This window comes from Micromonospora sp. NBRC 107095 (assembly GCF_030269705.1).
Taxonomy (GTDB): Bacteria; Actinomycetota; Actinomycetes; order Mycobacteriales; family Micromonosporaceae; genus Micromonospora; species Micromonospora parva.
Window position 1 is genome coordinate 255,770 of record NZ_BSTU01000003.1, and the last position, 24,807, is coordinate 280,576.

The window sequence follows — 24,807 nt, forward strand, 5'->3', positions numbered from 1 at the left end:
GGCCCGCCACGGTGCCCTTCGGGACCGCTCCCAGACCGGTGAGACCCCCGACCGGTACGACGATGGGGCCGTTCCGGAGAACGGCCCCATCGTCGCTGGTGTGTGGTGTGACTCAGTTGAACGAGTCACCGCAGGCGCAGGAGCTGCCCGCGTTGGGGTTGTCGATGGTGAAGCCCTGGGCGTCGATCCGGTCGGCGAAGTCGATCGTCGCGCCGGAAAGGTACGGGGCGCTCATCCGGTCGACGACGACCTCGACACCACCGAAGTCGGTCACGACATCACCGTCGAGCGAACGCTCGTCGAAGAACAGCTGGTACCGCAGGCCGGAGCAGCCGCCCGGCTGCACGGCGACGCGGAGCCGCAGGTCGTCGCGGCCCTCCTGCTCGATCAGGGCCTTGACCTTCTGCGCCGCGACGTCGGTGAGGACGACGGAAGTAGGGGCCTGGGCCTCGGTCGACTCGGTCTGCGCTGGCGTGGTCACGTGGAAGTCTCCCTGCGCGGTTTGGGTCCGGACGCACTGGCCAACGTCGCGCGCCGTCCAGTGATTCCCGGTTGTGGTCCTCAACCGATCGTACGCCGCCCCGGCCCGGCTCACCCGCGTGGCGTGACCGCCACCGCAGGTCGGCCGGCCCACAGCGCGGCTGGAGCGCTCAGCGGCTCCACTGCCGGGCCAGCCGGGCACCCAGCTCGCGCAGCCCGTCCGCGGGCCGGCTCAGCGCGGCGTCGAGCCCGCCGCTCTCCTCCCCACCGAAGTGCTCGACCAGGCTGTACGCGTCGGTCACCCCGGCCGAGGCGGCCTCCCGTCGGCCGGTGCTCACCTGCCCGGCCACCACCACGCAGGGCACTCCCCGGTCGCGGGCGGCGCCGGCCACCCCGGCGACGACCTTGCCGCGCAGCGACTGGTGGTCGAACGACCCCTCACCGGTAACCACCAGGTCGGCGGTGTCCAGTGCGGCGTCGAGCCGGGTGGCCCGGGTGACCAGGCCGATCCCCGACTCGCAGGTGCCGCCCAGGGCGAGCAGCGCTGCGCCGATCCCGCCGGCGGCCCCGCCCCCGGGCAGCGTGCCCAGCCCCGTCGGGCAGCCGGCCAGGTCGCGTTCCAGCACCGCCGCGAAACGCTCCAGTGCCGCGTCGAGCAGCAGCACGTCACCGCGGTCGGCGCCCTTCTGCGGGCCGAACACGTTGCTGGCCCCGTGCAGGCCGAGCAGGGGGTTGTCCACGTCGGTGGCGGCGACCAGCCGGACGCCGCGCAGCCGGGGCGCACCGTCCAGCGCGTCGACGGCGGCGAGCGCCGCCCCGCCGTACGGCAGCGCGGCACCGCCCGGGTCGAGCGGGGTGACGCCCAGCGCGGCGAGCATTCCGGCGCCGGCGTCGTTGGTGCCGGAGCCGCCCAGCCCGATCACCACGGTGCGGGCGCCGCTTTCCACGGCGGCGGCCACCAGCAGACCCAGCCCGTACGAGGTGGTGGTCTTCGGGTCGCGTTCGGCTGCCGAGAGCAGGTGCAGCCCGCACGCCTGCGCGCTCTCCAGGTAGGCGGTCGCGTCGGCGGTGAGCAGGATCTCACCGGCCGCCGGCCGGCCCAGCGGGTCGACCGTCGACACCGGCACCCGCCGACCGCCGAGGGCTTCGGCGAGCACCTCCACGAAGCCCGGCCCGCCGTCGGCGAGCGGCCGGATCAGCAGATCGTCTCCGTCGGTGACGGTGCGCCAACCCTCGGCGACGGCGGCGGCCACCTCGGGTGCGGACAGGGTGCCGGCGAACTTGTCCGGGCAGAGCAGCACGCGCATGCCGAGCAGTGTGGCAGCCCACACCGAGCGGAGCTGCGTCGCGCCCGCGCTGTGGGAGCATGGGTTACGTGACTTCGACCTGGGTGGAACCCTCCAACACGGCGACGGCTCTGCTGCTGCTCGGCCGGGGCAGCGACCCCGACACCGAGCGCGGCGTCGAGTGTCCGGGCGACCTGCCGGCGCCCAGCGATCCGGATCTGGTGGCCCGGGCCACCGCCGCGAAGGCGAAGCTGGGCAGCAAGGTCTTCGTGCTGGGGCACCACTACCAGCGCGACGAGGTGATCCAGTTCGCCGACGTGACCGGCGACTCGTTCAAGCTGGCGCGGGAGGCCGCGGCGCGTCCGGACGCCGAGTACATCGTCTTCTGCGGCGTGCACTTCATGGCCGAGAGCGCCGACATCCTCACCACCGACAGCCAGCGGGTGATCCTGCCCGACCTGGCGGCGGGTTGCTCGATGGCGGACATGGCCGTCCTGGGCCAGGTGGAGGCCGCCTGGGACACACTGGCCGAGCTGGGCATCGCCGCTGACACCGTCCCGGTGACGTACATGAACTCGTCGGCCGACATCAAGGGTTTCGTGGGCCGCAACGGCGGGGTGGTCTGCACCTCGTCCAATGCCAAGCGCGCCCTGGACTGGGCCTTCGAGCAGGGGTCGAAGGTGCTCTTCCTGCCGGATCAGCACCTGGGCCGTAACACCGCGGTGCTGGAGATGGGCCTGTCGCTGGACGACTGCGTGCTCTACGACCCGCACAAGCCCGGTGGTGGGCTCACCCCGGAGCAGCTGCGCGACGCCAAGATGATCCTCTGGCGGGGGCACTGCTCGGTGCACGGCCGGTTCACGCTGGACAGCGTCAACGACGTGCGGGAGCGGGTGCCCGGGGTCAACGTCCTGGTCCACCCGGAGTGCCGGCACGAGGTGGTCACTGCCGCCGACTACGTCGGCTCCACCGAGTACATCATCAAGACGATCGAGGCGGCTCCGGCGGGCTCGGCGTGGGCGCTCGGCACCGAGCTGAACCTGGTCCGCCGGCTCGCGCTGGCGCACCCGGACAAGCAGATCATGTTCCTGGACAAGGCCGTCTGCTACTGCTCGACGATGAACCGGATCGACCTGCCGCACCTGGTCTGGGCCCTGGAGGAGCTGGTCGCGGGCCGGGTCGTCAACCAGATCACGGTGGACGCCGACACCGCCCACCACGCCCGGGTCGCGCTGGATCAGATGCTCGCCCTGCCCGGCGCGGACACTCCTCCACCGGCGGTGTCCTGATCACGATCCGTAGCGTTCTTGGTACGCAAAAGTGCCGGATCACCGATTAATGCCACACACGCCGATGTGACCGAGTCCTTTCTCGTCACCGAGGGCTATGCTGCCCAAGCGACGACACACGCGGGCCGTTTCGATATGGCCGCATCCGGGGTAGCGACAACGTTCAGGCGCCCCACCATCAACACGGCAGCACCGACGCGCTGGAGGTTGCGTTGACCGACGACGTCCTGGTTGTGCACGGAGGCACTCCGCTCGAGGGGCGGATCCGCGTGCGCGGCGCGAAGAACCTGGTATCGAAGGCGATGGTCGCCGCGTTGCTCGGCGACAGCCCGAGTCGGCTGTTCGACGTGCCCAAGATCCGCGATGTCGAGGTGGTGCGAGGTCTGCTCGGCCTGCACGGTGTCAAGGTCACCGACGGCACCGAGGACGGCGAGCTGGTCTTCGACCCGGCGAACGTGGAGAGCGCCAGCACCGACCAGATCAACGTGCACGCCGGTTCCAGCCGGATTCCGATCCTGTTCTGCGGCCCGCTGCTGCACCGTCTCGGGCACGCGTTCATCCCGGACCTCGGCGGCTGCCACATCGGCCCGCGCCCGATCGACTTCCACCTCCAGGCGCTGCGGGAGTTCGGCGCAACCGTCGACAAGCGGCCGGAGGGATTGCACCTGTCCGCGCCGAACGGGCTGCACGGCACCAAGTTCGCCCTGCCGTACCCGAGCGTCGGCGCCACCGAGCAGGTGCTGCTGACCGCCGTGATGGCCGAGGGCGTCACCGAGCTGCGCAACGCCGCGGTGGAGCCGGAGATCATCGACCTGATCTGCATCCTGCAGAAGATGGGCGCGATCATCAAGGTCCACACCGACCGGGTGATCGAGATCCAGGGCGTGCCGAAGCTGCACGGCTACACCCACCGGCCGATCCCGGACCGGATCGAGGCGGCGAGCTGGGCGGCCGCCGCCCTGGCGACCCGTGGTCACGTCGAGGTGCTCGGCGCGCAGCAGGCCGACATGATGACCTTCCTGAACATCTTCCGTTCGGTCGGCGGCGAGTACGAGGTCACCGACGCCCGCGCGCCGAAGCTGGGCGACCCCGGCCAGGAGGGCGGCATCCGCTTCTGGCACCCCGGCGGTGAGCTGAACGCGGTGGCGCTGGAGACCGACGTGCACCCCGGTTTCATGACCGACTGGCAGCAGCCGCTGGTCGTGGCACTGACCCAGGCCCGCGGCCTGTCGATCGTCCACGAGACGGTCTACGAGCAGCGGCTCGGCTACACCGAGGCCCTGAATTCGATGGGTGCCAACATCCAGGTCTACCGGGACTGCCTCGGCGGCACCCCGTGCCGCTTCGGCCGGCGCAACTTCAAGCACTCCGCGGTGATCGCCGGGCCAAGCAAGCTGCACGCCGCCGACCTGGTCATCCCGGACCTGCGGGCCGGTTTCAGCCACCTGATCGCGGCGCTCGCGGCCGAGGGCACCTCCCGGGTGTACGGCGTGGACCTGATCAACCGGGGCTACGAGGACTTCGAGGCGAAGCTCGCCGACCTCGGCGCCCACGCCGAGCGTCCGTAAGTACCGACACACTCTTCACGCCCGGTGCACCGCGATGTGCACCGGGCGTGGACCGTTGGCTACCCTTGCCGCGTGCCGTCGCTCTTTCGCCGCAAGTCCACCGACCTCGTCGACGAGGCCGTCACCTCGGTGACCCCCGAGGAGACCGCCGAGCGTCCCCGGGGTTACACCCCGGCCAAGGGTCGGGAGACGCCCAAGCGGCCGACCGTCGGCCGCCGCCCGGCCGGTCCGAGCCGTCCCCTCACCAAGGAGGAGGAGCGGGAGCGTCGCCGCCAACTGCGCGCCGAGGCGGCGGCGGAGTTCCGCCGTGAGGGTGGCCCCCGCGACCGTGGCCCGGAGCGGCTGCTGGCCCGCAACGTGGTCGACTCCCGGCGTACCGTCGGCACCTGGTTCTTCGGCGGCGCGCTGATCGTGCTGATCGGGTCGAACGCGGCCATGCCGGCGCCGGTCCGGTTGATCTCCAACCTGCTCTGGGGCGCGCTGGCGCTGGGCGTGGTCATCGACTCGGTGCTGATCTGCCGCAAGATCAGCAAGCTGATCCGGGAGCGCTTCCCGAAGTCCGACCAGCGGATGGGGTCGCTCTACCTCTACGCGGTCATGCGGTCGATCACCTTCCGCCGGATGCGCGCTCCGGCGCCTCAGGTCAAGCTGGGCGACAAAGTCTGACCCGCCCCAATTCCGCGCGACCACGGCGAAACTGCCGCCTCAGACATCTTCGGGGCGGCAGTTTCGCCGTATCTGCGCGGATCCTGCGGTGCGTTCATCATGCTGAACGGGTTGCCGTTGTTCGCCAGAGCGAACGTTCGACCCCATGGAGCGAAGGCATGCCTCCGGAACCGGCTGCCCCGCTGGCCACCATCGCCGCCGCCCTGCGCCGGGAACGGGAACGGGTCGGCATCTCGCTCACCGAGTTGGCCCGGCGGGCGGGGGTGGCCAAGTCCACCCTCTCCCAACTGGAGTCGGGCAGCGGCAACCCGAGCGTGGAGACACTCTGGTCCCTGGGCGTCGCCCTCGGCGTGCCGTTCAGCCGGCTGGTGGAACCGGTGGACGACGTCGTACGGGTCATCCGGGCGGGAGATGGGTCGCACGTCCGCTCCGAGCAGGCCGACTTCAGCGGAACGCTGCTCAGCGCCGGTGCGGCGCACCTGCGCCGGGACGTCTACCTGATCCGGCTGGAACCGGGGGCGATCCGAACCGGTCAGGGACACACTCCGCGCAGCATCGAGCACGTGGTGGTCGCCGCCGGCCGACTGCGGGTGGGGCCCGAGGGCGCGTCGGTCGAACTCGACCCCGGCGACTACGCCACGTTCCCCGGCGACGCCCCGCACCATTACGAGGCGCTCGCCGCCGGCACGTTCGCCGTCCTCATCATGGAACATCCCTGACCGGTCGCGGAGACTCCCGCCGGAGCCGGTTGGCCGCCGGGTGCGGTATGGTCGGAGACCAGATTCGGTTATAGGCCCAAATGTCCGAAACCAATGGGATAACGTTTGCGCTGGTGGGCGGTGCCACAGTGGCGGTGAGCGAGCCCACGCCGTTACCCTCCATCCGCAGCCACGGCCTGCCGGAGCGGCGACCTGACCGGCACGTGCGGCCCCAGCGCGACAATTTGCAACGAGGTGACAACGCGTGAGCGAGCGGACGCGAGCCGGCCACCGGGGCGTGGCAGGCGGCGACCGGACGCCCAGCGGTCACCCGGCGGCGGCTGCGGACAGCTCACTCCCCGCGACGATCGGCCCGGCGGCCGGGTGTGGCGACGGGCTCGCCGGATGAACGGCCGCTACACCGACCGGTGGCCAGACCCGAACGAACCGGCCTGGGTGATCGAGCCGACCACCGAGTGGCACCCCCAGTTTCCCGGCCAGCGCTACCCCGGCGACATCGGCATGCCGCACCAGCCGCCACCCCGTGGGCGGGCGACGGTGTCCGGCCGCGCCGAGGTGCCGCCGCTCGCGCCCACCCGCCCGGACGGCACCTACCTCGGCCGGTCGTGGTCCGACGAACCACCGGCGGAACAGCCACCCCACGGCCGGTCCTGGGTGGACGACGAGCCGGGCGAGACACCGGCCTACGGCCGACTCCGCGACGACGAGCGCTCGGCGTCGACCTATGGGCGACCCGACAGCGCCGACTCCCGCCACTACGACCACGAGCCGTACCGTCGACCGCTGCCCGAGCCACCCCGCCGCGACGAACGTCGCTCCCCCGAGTCGGACCGGCGCACCGCCTGGTCCGACCGACGCCCCGCCGACGAGCGGGGACCCGCGCGGGAGGCCGCCTGGCACCGCGACCAGCCCACCCCGGAGCGGTACGACAGCCGCCGCCCCCGGCAGGAGCCCACCGAGCGGGACCGTGGCTACCGGGGCACACCGCCGGTCTCCCCCGCGCCCCGGCCCGAACCCGGCTGGGTGCCCGAGCCGGACGACGCGCCACGTCGACGCGGCACACCGGAGCGACCGGCCGCCGGTTACGAACGACACCCCGGCGACGGGTACGGCGTCCGACCCACCCGTGACCACGACGGCCGCAGCGGCGACGGGGTCGACCCGTGGGCACCCGTTGACGGCCGCCCCCGCTACCGCGCCGACGGGTACCCGGACCGGGCCTCCGACGACCTGCGCCGCCCAGAGCCGCGCTACCGCCCGGACGAGGGGACCGACTCGCGCTACCGCACGGACGAGGGAATCAGCGCAGCGCCCGCACCCAACGGTGGACGACGGCGTCGGCCCGAGGCGGACCTGCCCGGCCAGCCCCGCCTCGACGACGACCGGCGTCGCCCCGACACCGACCCGCACTGGCAGCAGCCCCGTGAGGCGGCAGCCCGCGCCGAGGCGTACCCGGACCGGCGGCCCCGCGAACAGGCCCGCCCGGACGCGTACCCCGAGAACGGGTACCGCGAGAACGCGCCTCGTGAGGACGCGTACCGCGAGCCTCGGCCGCAGCCGGGCCAACGGTCGGACGGCAGTCTGCCCTGGCCACCGCCGGGTCCGGTGCGCCAGGACCGCAGCCCGGACCGGGCCCGCGAGCCGGGCCACCGCACTTCAGACCCGCACCGCACTTCAGACCCGCACCGCACCGAGCCGCACCGCGGCCCGGACCCGTACCGCACCACCGACCCGGGCGTCGCGTCGCGGCCGACCGGCCGGCCCGAACGGCCGCCGGTCACGCCGTCCCGGCCCGACGAGCGACCGGTACGGCCCGACGAGCGACCGGCGGCCGCCACGGCGCGGCCCGACGAGCGAGGGGTACGTCCGGCCGCGACAGCGCCGCCCACAGCCGGCCGTGCCATGCCGGTCCCATCGGCCTCGCCCGAGCGACCGGTCTCGCCGGCACCCGTCTCCCCCGGCGGGGACCGGCCGGCGTCGCAGACACCCGTGTCCCCCGGTTCGGACCGGCCGGTCTCGCCGGCACCCGTCTCCCCCGCGCCCTCTGGTTGGGACCGGCCGGTGTCCGCCGCCCCGGTCTCCCCCGTCTTCCCGGACCGGCCGGTGTCGCCGGCACCCGTCGCCCCCACGCCCTCCGGTCCGGAGCGTCCGGTGTCCGCCGCTCCGGTGTCGCCAGGCCCGGTGTCCGCCGCTCCGGTGTCGCCCGCCGCCGACCTGCCCGTCTCGGGACCGCCCGCCGCCCGCCTGCGGCTGGAGTACCTGTCCGCGCCGGTGGAGCCGCCCGGCGCCGACGCGCGGTCCGACGTCCCGCCAGCACCGGCACGCCGGCCGCTGACCGAACCGCCGTCGACGGCCGGGGCGCGTCACACCCCGCCGCCGCGTTACCCCGGCCCGGACACCGGGGACCGCCCGGTGGACCAGCGGCGCGGCGAGGCGCCGGGCCCGGATCACCGTCGGGTCGGCGACCCGCTGTTCGGCAACCCGGAAACCGACCGCCGTCCGGTCACGCCGGACCGTTCGCCGTCCACGGAGCGGCCGCACTCCGCCGATCGACCGGCCGCCCCGCAACACCCAGCCGCTCCGCAACACCCGTACCCGTCGGGGCGGCCGGACGCGCCGCAGCGCCCGTACCCGCCGGAGCGGGTGGTCCCGGTGGCGGACGCACGCCCGTCGGTCGCCCCGCCGCCCACCTGGCAGGCACCGGCGTCACCGGCAACCCGCCCCGCCCCCCGCCCGGACGACCCCACGCCGGTGGCACCTGCTCCCGGTCCGGCGGACGGCACGGTCCCGCAGCCGCCGGCGGTGGACGTCGCGCCGGTGCTCCCGCCGGCCCCCGGTACGCCGCGCCGCTACGTACCCCCGCCACCCTCGGAAGAGCCGGTGGCGCCCGTTCGTGAACCGGACGACGTCGCGAGCGTCCGGGGGCCGGACGCGTGGTTCAGCCCGGCTCAGCCCGCCGATTCCTCGCCGGGTGCGCCGACGAGCGACGAGCGGCAGTACGACCCGACCGACGATGAGTCGACGACCGGCAGCCCCGGCCTCTTCACGACAGTGGCCGCACCGGACACGGAGACGTCGACGCCGACGGCTGACACCCACCTGGACGTGACCGACGCCAGCGGGTCGACAACAGACGAGGCCTTCGCCCCGGTCTCCGCGCCGCCCGCTACCCCGGTCTCCGCGCCGCCCGCTGCCCCGGTCTCCGGTGCTCCCCGGCGCTGGCTGGACGACCTGGACGACGACCCGAAGCCCGCGTTCGATACGGCAACTGTGGACGGTGACCAACCCGTCTCCGGCGCACCGGGGCTCGCGATCCCCCACCAGCAGGCCGAACGCGACCTCGCAGCCGAACCCGACGTCGACGATCAGGCCTTCACCGCTTCGTCCAATGAGGACGCCGACCCGGTCGGGTACCACCCGACTGACGAACTCGCGCCATCCGACGAGTCGACCGGCGCTGCCGGTCCTCCGAGCGCGAACCCGGCGGAAGGCTCGGACGTCGACGAGTGGCCAGCGGAAGCCGCGCCGCCCGCGACGTCTGCGGACGAACCGAACCCGCCCGTCTCGGCACCGCCGTTTCCGGCACCACCCGTCTCGGCATCGCCCGCCTCGGTCACGCCGGTCTCCGCTCCCCCGGCAGCGCCGGTATCGGCAGTGCCGGCAGCACCCGTCTCCGCACCTCCAGCGCCGCAGGAGCCCGTCTCCGCGCGGTCTCTCGGCACAACGCCCAGCTCTGCGCCACCCGCGCCGGCAGAGCCCCACTCCGTAACGCCGGTCTCCGCACCACCAACACCCCTCTCCGCGCCACCCGCGCCGGCAGAACCCCACTCCGTAGCGCCCATTTCCGCACCACCAACACCCGTCTCCGCGCCACCCGTCCCGGCGGCGTCCGTGTCCGCACCGCCAGTGCCCGTCTCGGCGGCGTCGGTGTCCGCGCCACCAGCCACAGCGCCCGTTTCCGCGCCACCGGCCCCGGCATCACCGTCCACCACGGCACCGGTCTCCGGACCACCCGCGCCGGTCGAGCCGACGTCCAAGCCACCCGCGCCGGTGCAGCCGACGTCCGGGCCACCCGCGCCGGTGCAGCCGACGTCCGGGCCACCCGCGCCGGTGCAGCCGACGTCCGGGCCACCCGCGCCGGTGCAGCCGACGTCCGGGCCACCCGCGCCGGTGCAGCCGACGTCCGGGCCACCGGCCCCGGCCGTACCCGGCCCGAGGAGCGGCGCGGACGGGGAGAACATGCCGGTGTCCGCGCCGCCCGCCGAGGCACCGCCAGTGGTGACCCGCCCGTCACTGGCCGACCCGGGCGACCCTGAGCAGGTGCTGGCCGCGTACCGCTGGCGGTTGGACCCGGTCACCCTGCGCGAGGAGCTGACCGAGCCGGACGACCTGCGGGCCATTCGGCGACGGCTGACCGAGAAGTTGGGCTCGGCGGTCGACAACCGTGCCCGGGCGCGGCTGCTCAGCCTGCGGGCGGTGGCCTCGCGGATTCTCGGCGAGCTGGACGACGCGCTGGCCGACGGTCGGCTCGCCCTCACCTACGCCGAGGCCACCGGCGAGCTGCGCCGGACCGCGCTGGCCCAGGCCCGGCTGGCCCACGTGTTGCGCTGGCGCGGCGACTTCGCCGAGGCGGACCAGCTTTTCGCTCAGGCCAACTCGGTCGAGTTGCCTGACCGGTTGCGGGCCGCGCTGCACGAGCACGCCGGGCGGTCGTGTTACGACCAGGGGCGGCTCATGGAGGCGTGCGAGCACTTCGAGAAGGCACTCGACCTGCGGGGGGCCGGCGACGCCGAACTGCTGGACCGGGTCCGGGTGGCCCTCGACGCGGTCACCGTCCGGGCCGAGGCTGATGGCTTCGGGCCGTACCCCCGGGGTCGGGACGAGGTCCTCGACCGGGACCGCCCCCCGTTGCCGAACCGGGACGGGCAGCTGTGGGGTTACACCAGCCAGGACGGCGAGGTGGTCATTCCCGCCCGGTACGCCGAGGCGCAGCCCTTCCACGACGGGTTGGCCTGGGTCCGCCGACCGGACACCGACCGCTGGTCGTTGATCAATCTGCTCGGCACGACGGTGATCCCGCCGTCCTTCCGGGCCGCGCATCCGTTCAGTGACGGCCTGGCCTGGGTGGTCGGCGAGGGCGGTTGGACGGCGATCGACGCGACCGGGGCGGTGCAGGTCGCACCCAACTTCGCCGAGGTACGACCGTTCCGGCGCGGGCTGGCCGCGGTGCGGCGCGAGGGGTGGGGGGCGGTCGACCGGACCGGCCGTGTCGTCGTGCCCACCCGCTACCACGCCTTCGTCACCGAGCTGGCCGACGGCCAGCAGGTCGACGGTTTCACCGATGAGGGGCTGGCCGTGGTCGACGTGGCGGGCCGGCGGGGTGTGGTGGACCGCACCGGCACGGTGCTGGTCCCGCCGGCGCACCCGATGCTGGTCATCCACCCGGTGGCGTTCCTGATCGAGAGCGGCAACGGGCGGTGGGGTGCGCTGGACCGGCGCGGGGTGCCGCTCATCGACCCGGTGCACGGCGATCGCGCCGAGGTGCTGGAGGAGATCGACCGGCTACTCACCGACGCCAATCCGGTGCTCTGAGCCATCAGTCGCCAATGATGATCCACTAGGGCTAGGGTCGGTACATGGAATTCCGACACCTGGGCCGTTCCGGCCTGATGGTCAGCGAGATCTCGTACGGCAACTGGATCACCCACGGTTCGCAGGTCGAGGAGGACGCGGCGTTCGCGTGCGTCCGGGCCGCCCTCGACTCGGGGATCACCACCTTCGACACCGCCGACGGGTACGCCGGAGGACGGGCCGAGGACGTGCTCGGCCGGGCGTTGCAGAACGAGCGCCGGGAGAGCCTGGAGATCTTCACCAAGGTCTACTGGCCGACCGGGCCCAGCCGCAACAACCGTGGATTGTCCCGCAAGCACATCATCGAGTCGATCAACGGCTCGCTGCGCCGGCTGCGCACCGACTACGTGGACCTCTACCAGGCCCACCGCTACGACCACAGCACCCCGTTGGAAGAGACGATGGAGGCGTTCGCGGACGTCGTCCACTCCGGCAAGGCGCACTACATCGGCGTCTCCGAGTGGACCGCCGACCAGCTGCGCGCCGCCCACCCGCTCGCCCGGGAGCTGCGCATCCCGCTGATCTCCAACCAGCCACAGTATTCGATGCTCTGGCGGGTCATCGAGGCCGAGGTCGTGCCGGCCAGCGAGGAACTGGGCATCGGGCAGATCGTCTGGTCACCGATCGCGCAGGGCGTGCTCTCCGGCAAGTACCAGCCGGGCCAGCCGCCGCCGGCCGGTTCCCGTGCCACCGACGAGAAGTCGGGTGCCGGGTTCATCTCCCGGTTCATGAACGACGACGTGTTGACCCGGGTCCAGCAGCTCAAGCCGCTCGCCGAGCAGGCCGGGCTCAGCATGGCCCAACTCGCCGTGGCGTGGGTGCTGCAGAACCCGAACGTCTCGTCGGCGATCATCGGCGCGTCTCGCCCCGAGCAGGTGCACGACAACGTGAAGGCGGCCGGGGTGAAGCTCGACGCCGACCTGCTCACGGCGATCGACGACGCTATCGCTCCGATCGTCGAGCGGAACCCGGCGAAGACCGAGTCCCCCGCGCAGCGTCCCTGACGCCGTTCCGGCCCGGCCGGCGCGAACCTCCACGCCGACCGGGCCGGGCCCGCTCAGCTCCGCCCGTCACCGAGCCCGCTCAGCTCCGCCCATCACCGGGCCCGCTCAGTTCTGCCAGAAGCGGATCAGCTCCAGGCCGGTGGCGTAGAGCCACGACGGCAGACCGAGCAGGTCACCGACCGCGAAGACCGCGTCGAAGAACCAGCCGCCGATGCGCGGGTTCCACAGCAGCGCGAAGAGCAGGATGAAGCCGTACGGCGCGAACAGGTCGTACATCTTGCGCCACTGCGGGTTGAGCCACGGCTGGATCATGTTGCCGCCGTCCAGGCCGGGCACCGGCAGCAGGTTCAGCACACTGGCGGTGAGCTGGAGGAAGGCGAGCAGCGCCACCCCGGCCCAGAACTCCACCGGGCCACCCGACCGGGTGCCGAGTTGCACCGCCGCCACCAACACCAGCGTGAACAGCACGTTCGTCGCCGGGCCGGCGAGGCTGACCAGGGTGTGCCGCAGTCGGCCCGGGATGGCGTGCCGGTCCACCCAGACCGCCCCACCCGGCAGGCCGATGCCGCCGAGCAGCACCACCACCACCGGCAACACGATCGACAGCAACGGGTGGGTGTACTTGAACGGGTTGAGCGTCAGGTAGCCGCGATGGGCGATGTCCCGGTCGCCGGCCCGGTAGGCCACCACCGCGTGCGCGTACTCGTGCAGGCAGAGCGACACCAGCCAGCCGGACACCACGAAGAGGAAGACGTTGAACCGGACGTTGCCGTACCCGTTCCAGGTCAGCACCCCGCTGACCGCGAAGAGGGCGACCAGGCCGAGGAAGACCGGGCTGGGCCGGAACGCCGCCCTGGGCACGCCGAGGACCAGCCCGTCGCCGCCCGGGCGGTCGTAGGCCATCACTCGGCCGTGGGCAGCAGGCTCATCCGGTACTCCACCCGGTCGTCCTCCACGAGCGCGACCGAGGTGACGCCGGACGCCGCGAGCTCCCGCCAGGTCTGACCGATCCAGGATTCGGCGTCGGCCTGGCTGCCGAACGACTCCGCCGGCCCCTCGACCGTCTGACCGTCAGTGCCCTCGTACCGCCAGCTCCACGCCATGCCGCGTCTCCCCTCGCCGCTGAAGTCCCCGTGGGACGAACCCCCGCCAGCGTAGTCGGCCCGGCGCGCAACGGCCGCTCGCTCGCCCCGGCCGGGGAACCACGGGGTGGATCAATCCGATCGACGCCAGCCGGTACGGTGGCCCGGTGTTGACGCGGGGAGTGCTGCTCGGTGACCGGTACCGGCTGGGCGAGCGGGTGGCGACAGGTGGGATGGGCGCGGTCTGGCGCGGCACGGACGTGCTGCTGGAACGCGAGGTCGCGGTGAAGGTGCTGCTGCCGTCGCTGGTCGCCGATCCGGAGTTCACCACCCGGTTCCGGGCCGAGGCGCGGATGCTCGCCGCGCTGCGGCACCCGGGCGTGGTCCCGGTGCACGACGTGGGGCAGGCCGTGCTCGACGACGGCAGCCAGGTCGACTACCTGGTGATGGAGTACGTCGAGGGCGAGCCGTTGTCCGCCCGGGTGCGCGCGGTGCGGCGGCTGGATCCGGCCACCACCATGTCGGTGCTGGCCCAGGCCGCGGACGCGCTGCACACCGCCCACCTCGCCGGCATCGTGCACCGGGATGTGAAGCCGGGCAACCTGCTGGTCAAGGCCGATGGCACCGTGGTGCTCGTCGACTTCGGCATCGCCCGGTCCCGGCACATGGCCGGGCTCACCGCCGCGAACATGGTGCTCGGCACCGCCTCGTACATGTCCCCCGAGCAGGCCACCGGGCAGCCCGTCTCGGCCGCCACCGACGTCTACGCGCTCGGCGCTGTGGCGTACTTCTGCCTTGCCGGGCAGCCGCCCTTCCACGGTGACAATCCCCTCGCGGTGGCGCTGCGGCACGCCCAGGAGGACCCGGCGGCGCTACCGGCGGACACTCCGCCAGCGGTCGCCGCCGTGGTGTCCCGCGCGCTGGCCAAGCGTGCGGAGGACCGGTTCGGCAGCGCCGCTGAGTTGGCCGCTGCCGCCGCCGACGCCCGGGACGCCACCCTGGCGAGCATCCCGGTCTCCGCCCGCCCACCGTGGGCGCTGGCCGCTCCGGCCCCGGGCGTCGCGGCCTCCGCCGCGCCCGCCGTTCCGCTGCCCGCTGCCGCTCCCGCGTCACCTGTCGCGGCTCCTGCGCCAGCTGCCGCGGCGACGCCGCCCGCCGCGCCGGTGTCGGCGGGGCCCGCCGCGCTGCGCGCACCGGCGAGCGTCGCGGCCGAGCCGACGACCGCACCGAAGCCGACCCGGGAGGACGCGCTCCCGGGCGGGCCGACGGGTCGACGCCTCCCCCTGCTGGTCGGGGCCGGCGCTGTCGTCCTCGTCGCGCTTGCCGTCGCGGTGACCGTGGTGGCGCTGCGACCCGAAGCGAAGCCGGGTTCGGCGGACCAGCCACCCGCGCTGGCCGGCGAGTCGGCGGCGGTCACCGACGCACCGCCGCCGCCCGCTGACACGACCACCACCGCGCCCCGGCCCAGCACGACGCCAGGCGCCAGCCGCACCGCGACGGCCGGCCCGTCCGGCTCCCCCGTCGACGCGTCGACCAGCGGCGACCCCGCCCGCACCCCGGTGCCGGGCGACCCGCCGACCGCCACCGCCAGCAGCCGGCCCACGCCCAGCCGCACCCCGTCCAGCCGACCCAACCCGTACACCGCCGCCCAGGCGTGCGGCAGCGGCTACCAGGTGATCGACTCGGCGACGCTGACCGGCGGCGACGGGCAGCGCAAGGGTCGGGTCTTCCTGCTGTACCACGCGGGCACCGGCACCAACTGCGTGGTCACCCTCAAGGACACCGCGGTCGGCGCGAAGTCGGCGGCCTCGGCGTACCTGGAGGTGCAGGGGCGGGCGCGCAGCACCGACAGCGGGTCCTTCGACTACTACGCCGGACCGGTGCGGGCCAGCGCCGCCGGAACGTGCGTCAAGTGGGGCGGCTCCACCGGCGGGGTCAGCTACGGCAGCGGGTTCGAACACTGCGACTGAACGACGGCGAGCACCGGGCCGGCAGGCACCGCGGGCCCGGGCGGCCTTAAGGTACGGGCATGTCCGTAGACGGGTGGAACACGGTCCTGGTGCTCGGCGGTATCCGGTCCGGCAAGTCCGAGTTCGCCGAGTCCCTGGTCACCGACGCGCCGGTGGTCCGCTACGTCGCCACCGCGCCCGAGGGCGACCCGGAGGACACCGAGTGGGCGACCCGGCTGGCGGCGCACCGCGCCCGTCGGCCGGGCAGCTGGACCACCGAGGAGACCACCGAGGACCCGCGCCGGCTGGCCGACGTGCTGGCGTCCGCCGAGACCAACGAGACGGTGCTCGTCGACGACCTCGGCGGCTGGGTGACGGTGCTGCTCGACCCCGACCACCAACCCGCCGACGACGTGGCGACGATCGCCGAGCTGGCCGAGGCGATCCGTGGGTGTGCCGCCCGGGTGGTGCTGGTGAGCCCCGAGGTGGGGCTGTCGCTGGTGCCGACCACGCCGCTGGGCCGGGCGTTCACCGACGCGCTGGGCGCGGCCAACCGCGCGGTCGCCGACGCCTGCGACGCGGTGGTTCTCGTCGTCGCCGGCCAGCCGGTCTGGCTCAAGTCGGTGGCCGCCGTGACCGAACCGGCAGCCCTCGCCACCGAACCGGCCGCCACCGAACCGGCCGCCACCGTGACCGCGGCGACGGCCGCCGGCACCGCGCCGGTCGCGGCGAGCCTGGCCGACACCGAGCCGACCCCCGAGGTGCAGCTGCCCGACGTGCTGACCCACACGCCGCCGGCCACCCCGACGCCGGAACCGGGCAACGCGTGGGCCGCACCGACAATGGCGCTGCCGATGGTGGCCACCGGGCTGGTCATCCAGCCCGGCATGGAACTGCCGATGCCCGACGAGTACGCGGGCCCGCAGGCGGTGGACCGGCTGGCCACCCTGGACGTACCGGGCGCCGGGCTGGGCGTGCTGGACCGGGTGGTGGGCTTCGCCGCCGCCACCCAGGGCACCTCCACCCCGGCCGCCTGGGGCTCGGTGCGGGTGCTGCTGCTGCACGGCGACCACGCCGGTGGGGCGTCGGCCGGCACCGTAGCCGGTGAGTCGGCGCGCCGCGCCGCGCAGGCCCGCGCCGGCCAGGGCGCGTTGGCCCGGCTGGCCGCCGAAAGTGGCGCCAGTCTTCAGGTGGTGGACACCCCGGCTGCCGCGCCGATCGAGGACCAGCCGGCCCTCACGCCGGAGCAGGTGGAGTCCGCGCTGCGCTACGGCTGGCGGTTGGCCGAACAGGCCGCCGACGCCGGCGTACAGCTGCTGGTGCTCGGGGCGTGCGGCGCCGGCACCGAGGCGGCGGCCGCAGCGGTGCTCGCGGCGACCGCGGGCGCGGAGCCGCCCGCCGTGCTGGGCCGGGTGATCACCGACTCCGGCGAGATCGACGACGCGGCGTGGATGACCCGCTGCGCGGCGGTCCGCGACGCGCTGCACCGCACCCGCCGCTCGTCACGTGGTGCCAAGGACATCCTCGCCGAGCTGGGCGGCGGCGACGTGGCGGTGGCGACCGGCGTGCTGTTCGGTGCCACCGCCCGCCGGGTGCCGGTGCTGCTCGACGGGCCGGTCGGGTTGGCCGCCGGCATGGTGAGCCGTGACCTGGCCGGTCAGGCCCGGCACTGGTGCCTGCTGGCCGACCACGGCGGGCACCCGGCAGTGCGGCTCGCCGCCGACGTGCTGGGCCTCACCCCGCTGCTCGACCTGCGGCTGGATCTCGGCGAGGGCGCGAACGCGCTGGTCGCGCTGCCGCTGTTGCGCTCGGTGCTGGCGCTGGCCGCCGCGCTGCCGGCGCACCCGTCGCTGGGTGGCGGTGACGACACCGACCCGGCCGGGGACGAGCCGGAGTCCACCGACCCGAGCTACGCCGACCCGGACCTCACCGAGCCCGACTCGACCGGCCCGGACGTCACCGAGCCCGACTTCGCCGAGCCGGAGCCGGCCGGGCCGGGCCCGGCCAGCACCGGGACGGACGAGCAGCCGGCGTCGGGCCTGCGTGCCGGCTGAGCCACGACTGCTCGCGGGAGCCCGGCTGGCAGTCACCACGTTCACCACGCTGCCGGTGCGGGCCGGGCGCATCGATCGCCCGGTCGCCGGCACCGCGATGGCCCTCGCCCCGGTGGTCGGCGCGCTGCTCGGCGTCCTGCTGGCCGGTGTGCTGCTGCTGGCCGGGGCGCTCGCTCCCCCGCTGGTGGCGGCCGGCGTCACCGTCGGCGTCGCCGCGCTGCTCACCCGGGGGCTGCACCTGGACGGGCTGGCCGACACCGTGGACGCGCTCGGCTCGTACCGGCGCGGAGCGGCTGCCCTGGAGATCATGAAGAAGCCGGACGTCGGCCCGTTCGGGGTGGTCGCCCTGGTGGTCGTACTCCTGGTGCAGGCGGCGGCGCTCGCCGACCTGGCGGGCCGGTCCTGGCCGGCGGCGCTCGCGGCGGTGGTGGCGGCGACCGCGGCCGGGCGGTTCGGTGTCACGGTGGCCTGCCGGCGGGGAGTGCCGGCGGCCCGGCCCGACGGGCTGGGCGCGCTGGTCGCCGGCACCGTCGGCCCGGTGGCAGTGGCCGCCGGCGCGGTCGCCGTCGTGCTGCTGGCGGTGCCCGCGGTGGCGGGCCGTCCGTGGCAGGGGCCACTGGCCGTCGTCGCCGCGATCACCGTCGCGCTACCGCTGCTCACCCACGTGGTACGCCGGCTCGGCGGCATCACCGGCGACGTCCTCGGCGCGACCGTCGAGGTGGTCACCACGCTGGTCTACCTGGGTCTGGTGCTGTCCGGCTGAACCGGGCACGACGAGCCGGGTAGCGTTCGCCTCGACAACACCGGCACGGCCACCGGGGGATCCCACCATGCTCATCACTGACGACTTCCTGCCCGTACCGGTGCCGGAGTCGCTCAGCGCGACCTACCTGGTGCCGATGACAGGGCTGCCGAAGGTCAGTGCGAAGACCGCGGTGGCGGCCCTGACCGGCCGGCTCGCCGAGCCGGTGCACGGGCTGGCCCGGCAGATGCTCGACAGTCCGCTGATGAGCGTCGACACCCGGCCGATCGCCGAGTTTCCCGAGCTGCCGCCGGACCTGCTCACCGCGTTCGGTGCCACCACTGAGCAACTGGCCCGGCTGGCGGCGGCGACGCACCTGGTGGTCGTACAGGCCGAGTACCGGCCCGGCTGGCCGCCGGCACACGAGTGGGCCGCCCGGGCGGTCGCGGCGGCCGTGGCCGAATCCGTCGACAGCGACGTGGTGGACGTCTTCGGTCTCCAGTTCCTCGACCCGGCGACCGCGCTGCGGTCCCTCCCGGACGAGCAGGGCCGCATCCGGCTCGTCGACTGGGTGCTGGTGCCGTACTCCTCGGACACCGAGGGGCTGTGGTTCACCACGAAGGGGTTGCGCCGCTTCGGCCTGCTGGAGTTGCAGACGCAGGGGGTGCCCGACCACCTCACCCGCGCCTGGGGTGCGGTGATGACCGGGGCGGCCCGCCGGCTGCTGCGGGACTGGACCGACGGGCTCACCGGCGAGGAGGTGCCGGCGTTCGTGCAGCTGCCGGTGCTGGCGACGGTCACCGGGCACGACATCGCCGTGGCGTACGGCAATCCGGAGCAGCACGGTGCCACCGCCCCGGTGCTGCTCCGCCTCGAACTGGACCCGGCGACCGACCCGGAGGCCGACTCGTTCCTCAGCCTGCGCCCGCCGGCCGGGCACCCCGGCCCGGACGGGCGGTACTACGCCGCCGCCTGCGCGACGCTGTTCTCCGGGATCCAGCCGGACGTGCGCTACGCGCGCTCCGGTGACGCGATGAGCCGTGCGGTCGCCACCGCCCGGGCCGCGCTCGGTGACGCGCGGGCCAGGTTCGTCGCCGGTCGGTTCCCCACCGAGTCGCAGCTGGTGGTGAAGTACGGCCTGCCCGGGGACGACGGCCCGGAGTACGTCTGGGCGGGCGTCACCTCGTGGGAGGTCCCGGAACGGATCGTGGGCGTGAGCGCCAGCGACGCCAACACCGACCAGAGCGTCCGCATCGGCGCCCCCGTGGTGGTGGAGACCTCCGACGTGGTCGACTGGGCGGTCCTGGACGCGACAGGCGTCATCGAAGGCGGCTGGACCCAGGCAGTCCTGGACTCCGGCGAACCCCCCACCCCCTAACCCCGCCCGCTCCCGGCCCCTCCCCCTCTTCCGCGTTGATCATGAAGTTATTGCCAAGACACGCCGACGGCGCTGGCAGCAACTTCATGATCAACCAGGCTGGGGGGTGGGGTGGGGGTGGGTTACTTCACTGAGGGGGTTACGAAGGGGGTTTTCGTTAGGGTTACGGGGGCTCGGCGGCCTCGGATGTCGATCTCGACTTCGGCGCCGTCCGCGAGGTTGGCGTCGGTGTCCAGCAGGGCCAGGGCGATGCCCTGCTTCCTCGTCGGGCTGAAGGTGCCGCTGGTCACGGTGCCGACCTGGACGTCGCCCACGTGCAGGGTCATACCGGGGCGCGGGATGGCCCGGTCCACGGCCACCAGGCCGCGCAGCGTCCGCCGGGGGCCGGCGGCCTTCTCGGCGAGCAGCGCGTCGCGGCCCCAGAAGGCCGGCTTGTCCCAACCGACCGCCCAACCGGAGCGGGCCTGCACCGGGCTGATGTCCAGGGAGAGGTCCTGCCCGTGCAGCGGGTAACCCATCTCGGTGCGCAGCGTGTCCCGGGCGGCCAGCCCGCAGGCGCGCAGCCCGAACGTCGCGCCGACCGCGAAGAGCGCGTCCCAGACCGCGACCGCGTGCTCCGCCGGCACCACCAGCTCGTAGCCCAACTCGCCCGTGTAGCCGGTACGGCAGACGGTCAGCTCCACCCCGGCCAGGCTCGCGGCGGAGAAGCTCATGTACCCGTGCTCGGTGGGCAGGTCCAGGGCGGCCAGCAACTCGGCCGAGCGGGGGCCCTGCACGGCCAGCACCGCGTACGCCTCGTGCTCATCGGTGACGGTCACCTGCGCGGGCGCGGCGGCGCGCAACCGGCGTACCACCTCGGCGGTGTTCGCCGCGTTCGGGATGAGGAAGACGTGGTCGTCGGCGTAGAGGTAGGCGATGATGTCGTCCACCACGCCGCCGGTGGCGTCGTCGCAGCAGAGCGTGTACTGCGCCCGGCCCGGACCGATCCGGCCCAGGTCGTTGCTGAGGCAGGAGTTGACGAAGTCGGCCGCGCCGGGGCCGCTCACCCGGGCCTTGCCCAGGTGCGACACGTCGAAGACCCCGACCGCCGTACGCACCGCGGTGTGCTCCTTGAGCACTCCCCCGCCGGCGTACTCCAGCGGCATCTCCCAGCCCCCGAAGGGGGCGAACTTGGCTCCGGCGGCGGTGTGCCGCTCGTGCAGCGGGGAACGGCGCAGCCGGGTCGCGGCGGCGTCGGAGGTCACGTCGGTCATGGGTGGCAACTTACCGGGGGCAACGTCGCTGGTTAGCATCGGCGGGAGCCCGCTGGCGCCGTCGGCGGGACAGCCATGACGTCCGGCAGGTAGGTTCCGCCGGAGACCTTCACCGCTGGTACGCGACGCCGCGACCGGCCCGGCCCGCCCGGAGTAGCTTCAGTGACATCACCCCGCACCACCAACCTGAGCCTGGTCGACACCGACCCGGCCGAGCTCGCCGTCGACGCGATCGTGATCGGCGTGCACAGCCAGACCGGAGAGCAGGGCGCCACCAGCGGCCTCGCCGGCACCCTGCTGCTCGCCAGCGGCGCGGAGAGCATCGCGGCCGCGTTCGACGGCAAGCTGACCGAGACGCTCGCGCTGCTCGGCGCGACCGGCGGGCCGGGTGAGGTCATCAAGCTGGCCACCCTGGGCACCGTGACCGCCCCGCTGGTCACCGCGGTCGGGCTCGGCCCGGAGCCGTCGGGCGCCGCACCGGCCCCGGAGACGCTGCGCCGGGCCGCCGGTGCCGCGATCCGGGCCCTGGCCGGCGCGCGCACCGTCGCGCTGGCGCTGCCGCTGCCGGACGACGCGGACACGTCGGCCGAGCTGCGGGCGGTCGCCGAGGGTGCGCTGCTGGGTGGGTACCGGTTCGCCGGCTACAAGACCCGGCCCCAGCCGACCCGGCGGGAGCCGGTGGCCGAGGTGCTCATCGCGGTGCCGGACGCCGGCGACGCGGACGCCCAGGCGGAGGTCGCCCGGGCGCAGGCGGTGGCGGGCGCGGTCCGGCTCAGCCGGGACTGGGTGAACACCGCGCCGAACCAGCTGCGTCCGCCGTCGTTCGCCGACGCGGTGGCGAGCGCGGCGCGCGAGGCGGGTCTCGACGTCGAGGTGCTGGACGAGGCGGCGCTGGCCGCCGGCGGGTACGGCGGCATCGTCGCGGTCGGGCAGGGCTCGGAGGCCCCGCCGCGGCTGGTGAAGCTGACCTACACCCCGCAGGGCGGTGGCAACGGCAAGCGGGTCGCGCTGGTCGGTAAGGGCATCACCTTCGACACCGGCGGCATCTCGATCAAGCCGGCGCAGGGCATGTGGGAGATGAAGTCCGACATGGCGGGCGCCGCCGCGGTGGGCGCGACCATGCTGGCGATCGCCGCGCTGAAGCCGTCGGTGGCGGTCAGCGCGTACCTGCCGATGGCGGAGAACATGCCCTCGGGCACCAGCTACCGGCCGGGTGACGTGATCACCATGTTCAACGGCAAGCGGGTCGAGGTGCTCAACACCGACGCCGAGGGCCGGATGATCCTGGGCGACGCCATCGCCCGCGCCTGCGCGGACGGCACCGACTACCTGTTCGAGACGTCCACCCTGACCGGCGGCCAGGTCATCGCGCTGGGCAAGCGGGTGGCCGGCGTGATGGGCACCCCGGAGCTGTGTGACCGGGTGAAGGTGGCCGGCGACGCCGTCGGCGAGCCGGCCTGGCCGATGCCGCTGCCCGACGACGTCCGTAAGGGCATGGAGTCGGATGTGGCGGACATCTCGCAGGTCAACGCCGGCATGGACCGGGCCGGTCACATGCTGCAGGGCGGCGTGTTCCTGCGTGAGTTCGTGGCCGACGACGTGGCCTGGGCGCACATCGACATCGCCGGGCCGGGCTACCACTCGGGCGAGCCGACCGGCTACTGGACCAAGGGCGGCACCGGCGTTCCGGTCCGCACCCTGGTGCAGCTCGTCGAGGATGTCGCCGCCAACGGCTGACGCGACGGACATCGAGGGGGCCTCCGGTCGACACCGGGGGCCCCTTCTCAGTACCCCTCGGGCCGGCGCTTGCGGCGCTCGTTGAAGTCGCGCATCCGCTGCGGGTAGCCCATCAGCCGGACGTCGTACACCGGGATGCCCATCCGGTACGCGAAGCGTCGCGCCCCGTCCGGCCCGTCGATCCGGCGGCGGGTCCACTCGCCGTCGTCGGCGATCAGGATGACGGTGGTCTCCGTCACGGTCGTCCGCGGCTCGATGTACGCCTCGACGCCGCGCCGACTCCGGATGAAGTTCTCCAGATGGTCCAGATCGCCACGATCGGCGGCACGGTCACGGCTCGGCACAGCCGCCTGTTTGCGGCGCCGGAACAACCCCACCGGATCTCTCTCCCACCGTGCGTCATCGACAACGGTGCCAAGGGTACGTGTCGATGACGTGTCGTTGGGCACCTCACTACGCACCCTGTGCTCAGTGGTGACAAGATGACCGAGGTGGGGTGTGTCCGTGTTACACCTCTGTGACCCCCGATGCAGCGACGCGACCTGGGAGTTGGACGTGAGCGAGCCGAACGAAGCGACCTTCGACATTGTGATTCTCGGAGGTGGCAGCGGCGGCTACGCGACCGCGCTGCGCGCCGTCCAGCTGGGTCTGAAGGTCGCCCTGATCGAGAAGGGCAAGCTCGGCGGGACGTGCCTGCACAACGGCTGCATCCCGACGAAGGCCCTGCTGCACGCGGCCGAGATCGCCGACCAGGCCCGCGAGTCGGAGCAGTTCGGCGTGAAGGCCGAGCTGATCGGCATCGACATGGCCGGCGTGAACTCGTACAAGGACGGCGTGATCGCCCGGCTGTACAAGGGCCTGCAGGGCATGTTGAAGGGCAACAAGGCGATCACCATCGTCGAGGGCCACGGCAAGCTGGTCGGCAAGAACGTCGTCGAGGTGGACGGCAAGCGCTACACCGGCCGCAACATCGTCCTGGCCTCCGGCTCGTACGCCAAGAGCCTGCCCGGCCTGGAGATCGACGGAGAGCGGATCATCACCAGCGACCACGCGCTCACGATGGACCGGGTGCCGTCGTCGGTGATCGTGCTCGGTGGCGGCGTCATCGGCGTCGAGTTCGCCAGCGTGTGGAAGTCCTTCGGTGTGGACGTGACGATCGTCGAGGCGCTGCCCCGGCTGGTCGCCGCCGAGGACGAGGAGTCGTCGAAGGCGCTGGAGCGGGCGTTCCGCAAGCGTAAGATCAACTTCAAGGTCGGCAAGCCGTTCGAGAAGGTCGAGAAGACCGACAACGGCGTCAAGCTGACCATTCAGGGCGGCGAGACCGTCGAGGCCGAGCTGCTGCTGGTCGCCGTCGGTCGCGGCCCGAACACCGCCAACCTCGGGTACGAGGAGCAGGGCGTCAAGATGGACCGTGGCTACGTGCTGACCGACGAGCGGCTGCGTACCAGCGTGCCGAACGTGTACGCGGTCGGCGACATCGTGCCCGGCCTCCAGCTCGCGCACCGGGGCTTCCAGCACGGCATCTTCGTGGCCGAGGAGATCGCCGGCCAGACCCCGGCCGTGATCGACGAGGTCGGCATCCCGCGCGTCACCTACTGCGACCCGGAGCTGGCGTCGGTGGGTCTCACCGAGGCGAAGGCCAAGGAGCAGTACGGCGCCGACAAGGTCAAGACGTACAACTACAACCTGGGTGGCAACGGCAAGAGCCAGATCCTCAAGACCACCGGGTTCGTGAAGCTGGTCCGGGTCGAGGACGGTCCGGTGGTCGGCGTCCACATGATCGGCGCCCGGGTGGGCGAGCTGATCGGTGAGGCGCAGCTCATCTACAACTGGGAGGCGTACCCGGCCGAGGTCGCCCAGCTCGTGCACGCCCACCCGACCCAGAACGAGGCCCTGGGCGAGGCGCACCTGGCCCTCGCCGGCAAGCCGCTGCACTCGCACGCCTGATCATCCAAACCGCGGCGTCCGG

The 24,807-nt window shown here is 73.5% G+C and carries 18 protein-coding genes; 12 read left to right on the forward strand and 6 right to left on the reverse strand.

All coding sequences use genetic code 11. The annotated features are described in order from the left end of the window. Positions 1 to 112: 112 nt before the first annotated feature. Both erpA and QSK15_RS17960 read right to left on the reverse strand, forming a co-directional pair. Positions 113 to 481 (reverse strand): iron-sulfur cluster insertion protein ErpA, encoded by a 369-nt coding sequence (gene erpA / locus QSK15_RS17955; RefSeq protein ID WP_030337969.1) that lies wholly within the window; start codon positions 479 to 481, stop codon positions 113 to 115. Between the two features lie 169 nt (positions 482 to 650). Beyond that, positions 651 to 1,787, reverse strand: a complete 1,137-nt coding sequence (locus QSK15_RS17960; protein WP_285795324.1) for a glycerate kinase family protein — start codon at positions 1,785 to 1,787, stop codon at positions 651 to 653. 68 nt (positions 1,788 to 1,855) lie between these two features. Between QSK15_RS17960 and nadA the strand changes: the two genes are divergently transcribed. From nadA to QSK15_RS17990, 6 genes are all read left to right on the forward strand, one after another. After that, positions 1,856 to 3,055 carry a quinolinate synthase NadA gene (nadA, locus tag QSK15_RS17965; protein ID WP_285795325.1) on the forward strand — a complete coding sequence of 400 codons (1,200 nt, stop codon included), beginning with the start codon at positions 1,856 to 1,858 and terminating at the stop codon, positions 3,053 to 3,055. Between the two features lie 212 nt (positions 3,056 to 3,267). Further along, complete coding sequence (gene murA / locus QSK15_RS17970) at positions 3,268 to 4,623, forward strand: UDP-N-acetylglucosamine 1-carboxyvinyltransferase (RefSeq protein WP_030337972.1); 1,356 nt, start codon at positions 3,268 to 3,270, stop codon at positions 4,621 to 4,623. A 72-nt stretch (positions 4,624 to 4,695) separates the two neighbouring features. Beyond that, a complete protein-coding gene (locus tag QSK15_RS17975; RefSeq protein ID WP_030337973.1) occupies positions 4,696 to 5,289 on the forward strand; it encodes a DUF3043 domain-containing protein in 594 nt (197 codons plus the stop codon). Positions 5,290 to 5,447: 158 nt separating this feature from the next. Then, positions 5,448 to 6,008, forward strand: a complete 561-nt coding sequence (locus QSK15_RS17980) for a helix-turn-helix domain-containing protein (RefSeq protein ID WP_285795326.1) — start codon at positions 5,448 to 5,450, stop codon at positions 6,006 to 6,008. A 384-nt stretch (positions 6,009 to 6,392) separates the two neighbouring features. Beyond that, complete coding sequence (locus tag QSK15_RS17985) at positions 6,393 to 11,600, forward strand: WG repeat-containing protein (RefSeq protein WP_285795327.1); 5,208 nt, start codon at positions 6,393 to 6,395, stop codon at positions 11,598 to 11,600. A 44-nt stretch (positions 11,601 to 11,644) separates the two neighbouring features. Then, complete coding sequence (locus QSK15_RS17990) at positions 11,645 to 12,643, forward strand: aldo/keto reductase family protein (protein WP_285795328.1); 999 nt, start codon at positions 11,645 to 11,647, stop codon at positions 12,641 to 12,643. Between the two features lie 105 nt (positions 12,644 to 12,748). Here QSK15_RS17990 and QSK15_RS17995 read toward each other — a convergent pair whose 3' ends face one another. Then, positions 12,749 to 13,546, reverse strand: a complete 798-nt coding sequence (locus QSK15_RS17995) for a site-2 protease family protein (RefSeq protein WP_285795329.1) — start codon at positions 13,544 to 13,546, stop codon at positions 12,749 to 12,751. Then, positions 13,546 to 13,746, reverse strand: a complete 201-nt coding sequence (locus tag QSK15_RS18000; RefSeq protein WP_030337978.1) for a hypothetical protein — start codon at positions 13,744 to 13,746, stop codon at positions 13,546 to 13,548. Before QSK15_RS18000 ends, QSK15_RS17995 begins: the two co-directional genes overlap by 1 nt. Before the next feature lie 146 nt (positions 13,747 to 13,892). On the opposite strand from QSK15_RS18000, the gene QSK15_RS18005 reads away from it, so the two are divergent. The 4 genes from QSK15_RS18005 (at position 13,893) to QSK15_RS18020 (ending at position 19,848) form a co-directional block, all read left to right on the forward strand. Continuing rightward, positions 13,893 to 15,695 (forward strand): serine/threonine-protein kinase, encoded by a 1,803-nt coding sequence (locus QSK15_RS18005; RefSeq protein ID WP_285795330.1) that lies wholly within the window; start codon positions 13,893 to 13,895, stop codon positions 15,693 to 15,695. A 59-nt stretch (positions 15,696 to 15,754) separates the two neighbouring features. Beyond that, positions 15,755 to 17,728, forward strand: a complete 1,974-nt coding sequence (locus QSK15_RS18010; RefSeq protein ID WP_285795331.1) for a bifunctional adenosylcobinamide kinase/adenosylcobinamide-phosphate guanylyltransferase — start codon at positions 15,755 to 15,757, stop codon at positions 17,726 to 17,728. Continuing rightward, positions 17,718 to 18,491 (forward strand): adenosylcobinamide-GDP ribazoletransferase, encoded by a 774-nt coding sequence (gene cobS, locus QSK15_RS18015; protein WP_285795332.1) that lies wholly within the window; start codon positions 17,718 to 17,720, stop codon positions 18,489 to 18,491. The genes QSK15_RS18010 and cobS overlap by 11 nt, the downstream gene beginning before the upstream one ends. Positions 18,492 to 18,558: 67 nt before the next feature. After that, positions 18,559 to 19,848: a DUF2314 domain-containing protein gene (locus QSK15_RS18020; RefSeq protein ID WP_285795333.1), complete on the forward strand. Its 1,290-nt coding sequence runs from the start codon at positions 18,559 to 18,561 to the stop codon at positions 19,846 to 19,848. Positions 19,849 to 19,970: 122 nt separating this feature from the next. Here QSK15_RS18020 and gcvT read toward each other — a convergent pair whose 3' ends face one another. After that, entirely contained in the window at positions 19,971 to 21,101 is a 1,131-nt protein-coding gene (gene gcvT, locus QSK15_RS18025; RefSeq protein WP_285795334.1) for a glycine cleavage system aminomethyltransferase GcvT, read from the reverse strand. A 162-nt stretch (positions 21,102 to 21,263) separates the two neighbouring features. Between gcvT and QSK15_RS18030 the strand changes: the two genes are divergently transcribed. Further along, positions 21,264 to 22,838, forward strand: coding sequence for a leucyl aminopeptidase (locus tag QSK15_RS18030; protein WP_285795335.1), 1,575 nt, complete (start codon positions 21,264 to 21,266; stop codon positions 22,836 to 22,838). 47 nt (positions 22,839 to 22,885) lie between these two features. Here QSK15_RS18030 and QSK15_RS18035 read toward each other — a convergent pair whose 3' ends face one another. Then, positions 22,886 to 23,215, reverse strand: a complete 330-nt coding sequence (locus tag QSK15_RS18035; protein ID WP_124777748.1) for a hypothetical protein — start codon at positions 23,213 to 23,215, stop codon at positions 22,886 to 22,888. A gap of 178 nt (positions 23,216 to 23,393) precedes the next feature. Between QSK15_RS18035 and lpdA the strand changes: the two genes are divergently transcribed. Continuing rightward, positions 23,394 to 24,785 (forward strand): dihydrolipoyl dehydrogenase, encoded by a 1,392-nt coding sequence (lpdA, locus tag QSK15_RS18040; RefSeq protein ID WP_285795336.1) that lies wholly within the window; start codon positions 23,394 to 23,396, stop codon positions 24,783 to 24,785. The last annotated feature ends 22 nt before the right edge of the window (positions 24,786 to 24,807 follow it).

What these genes read in the sequence shown, in the direction of transcription:
- QSK15_RS17960 (WP_285795324.1), bottom strand. Translation starts at nt 1,787, where the DNA reads ATGCGCGTGCTGCTCTGCCCGGACAAGTTCGCCGGCACCCTGTCCGCA.
- QSK15_RS17980 (WP_285795326.1), top strand. Translation starts at nt 5,448, where the DNA reads ATGCCTCCGGAACCGGCTGCCCCGCTGGCCACCATCGCCGCCGCCCTG.
- QSK15_RS17985 (WP_285795327.1), top strand. Translation starts at nt 6,393, where the DNA reads ATGAACGGCCGCTACACCGACCGGTGGCCAGACCCGAACGAACCGGCC.
- QSK15_RS17990 (WP_285795328.1), top strand. Translation starts at nt 11,645, where the DNA reads ATGGAATTCCGACACCTGGGCCGTTCCGGCCTGATGGTCAGCGAGATC.
- QSK15_RS17995 (WP_285795329.1), bottom strand. Translation starts at nt 13,546, where the DNA reads ATGGCCTACGACCGCCCGGGCGGCGACGGGCTGGTCCTCGGCGTGCCC.
- QSK15_RS18000 (WP_030337978.1), bottom strand. Translation starts at nt 13,746, where the DNA reads ATGGCGTGGAGCTGGCGGTACGAGGGCACTGACGGTCAGACGGTCGAG.
- QSK15_RS18010 (WP_285795331.1), top strand. Translation starts at nt 15,755, where the DNA reads ATGTCCGTAGACGGGTGGAACACGGTCCTGGTGCTCGGCGGTATCCGG.
- QSK15_RS18020 (WP_285795333.1), top strand. Translation starts at nt 18,559, where the DNA reads ATGCTCATCACTGACGACTTCCTGCCCGTACCGGTGCCGGAGTCGCTC.
- gcvT (WP_285795334.1), bottom strand. Translation starts at nt 21,101, where the DNA reads ATGACCGACGTGACCTCCGACGCCGCCGCGACCCGGCTGCGCCGTTCC.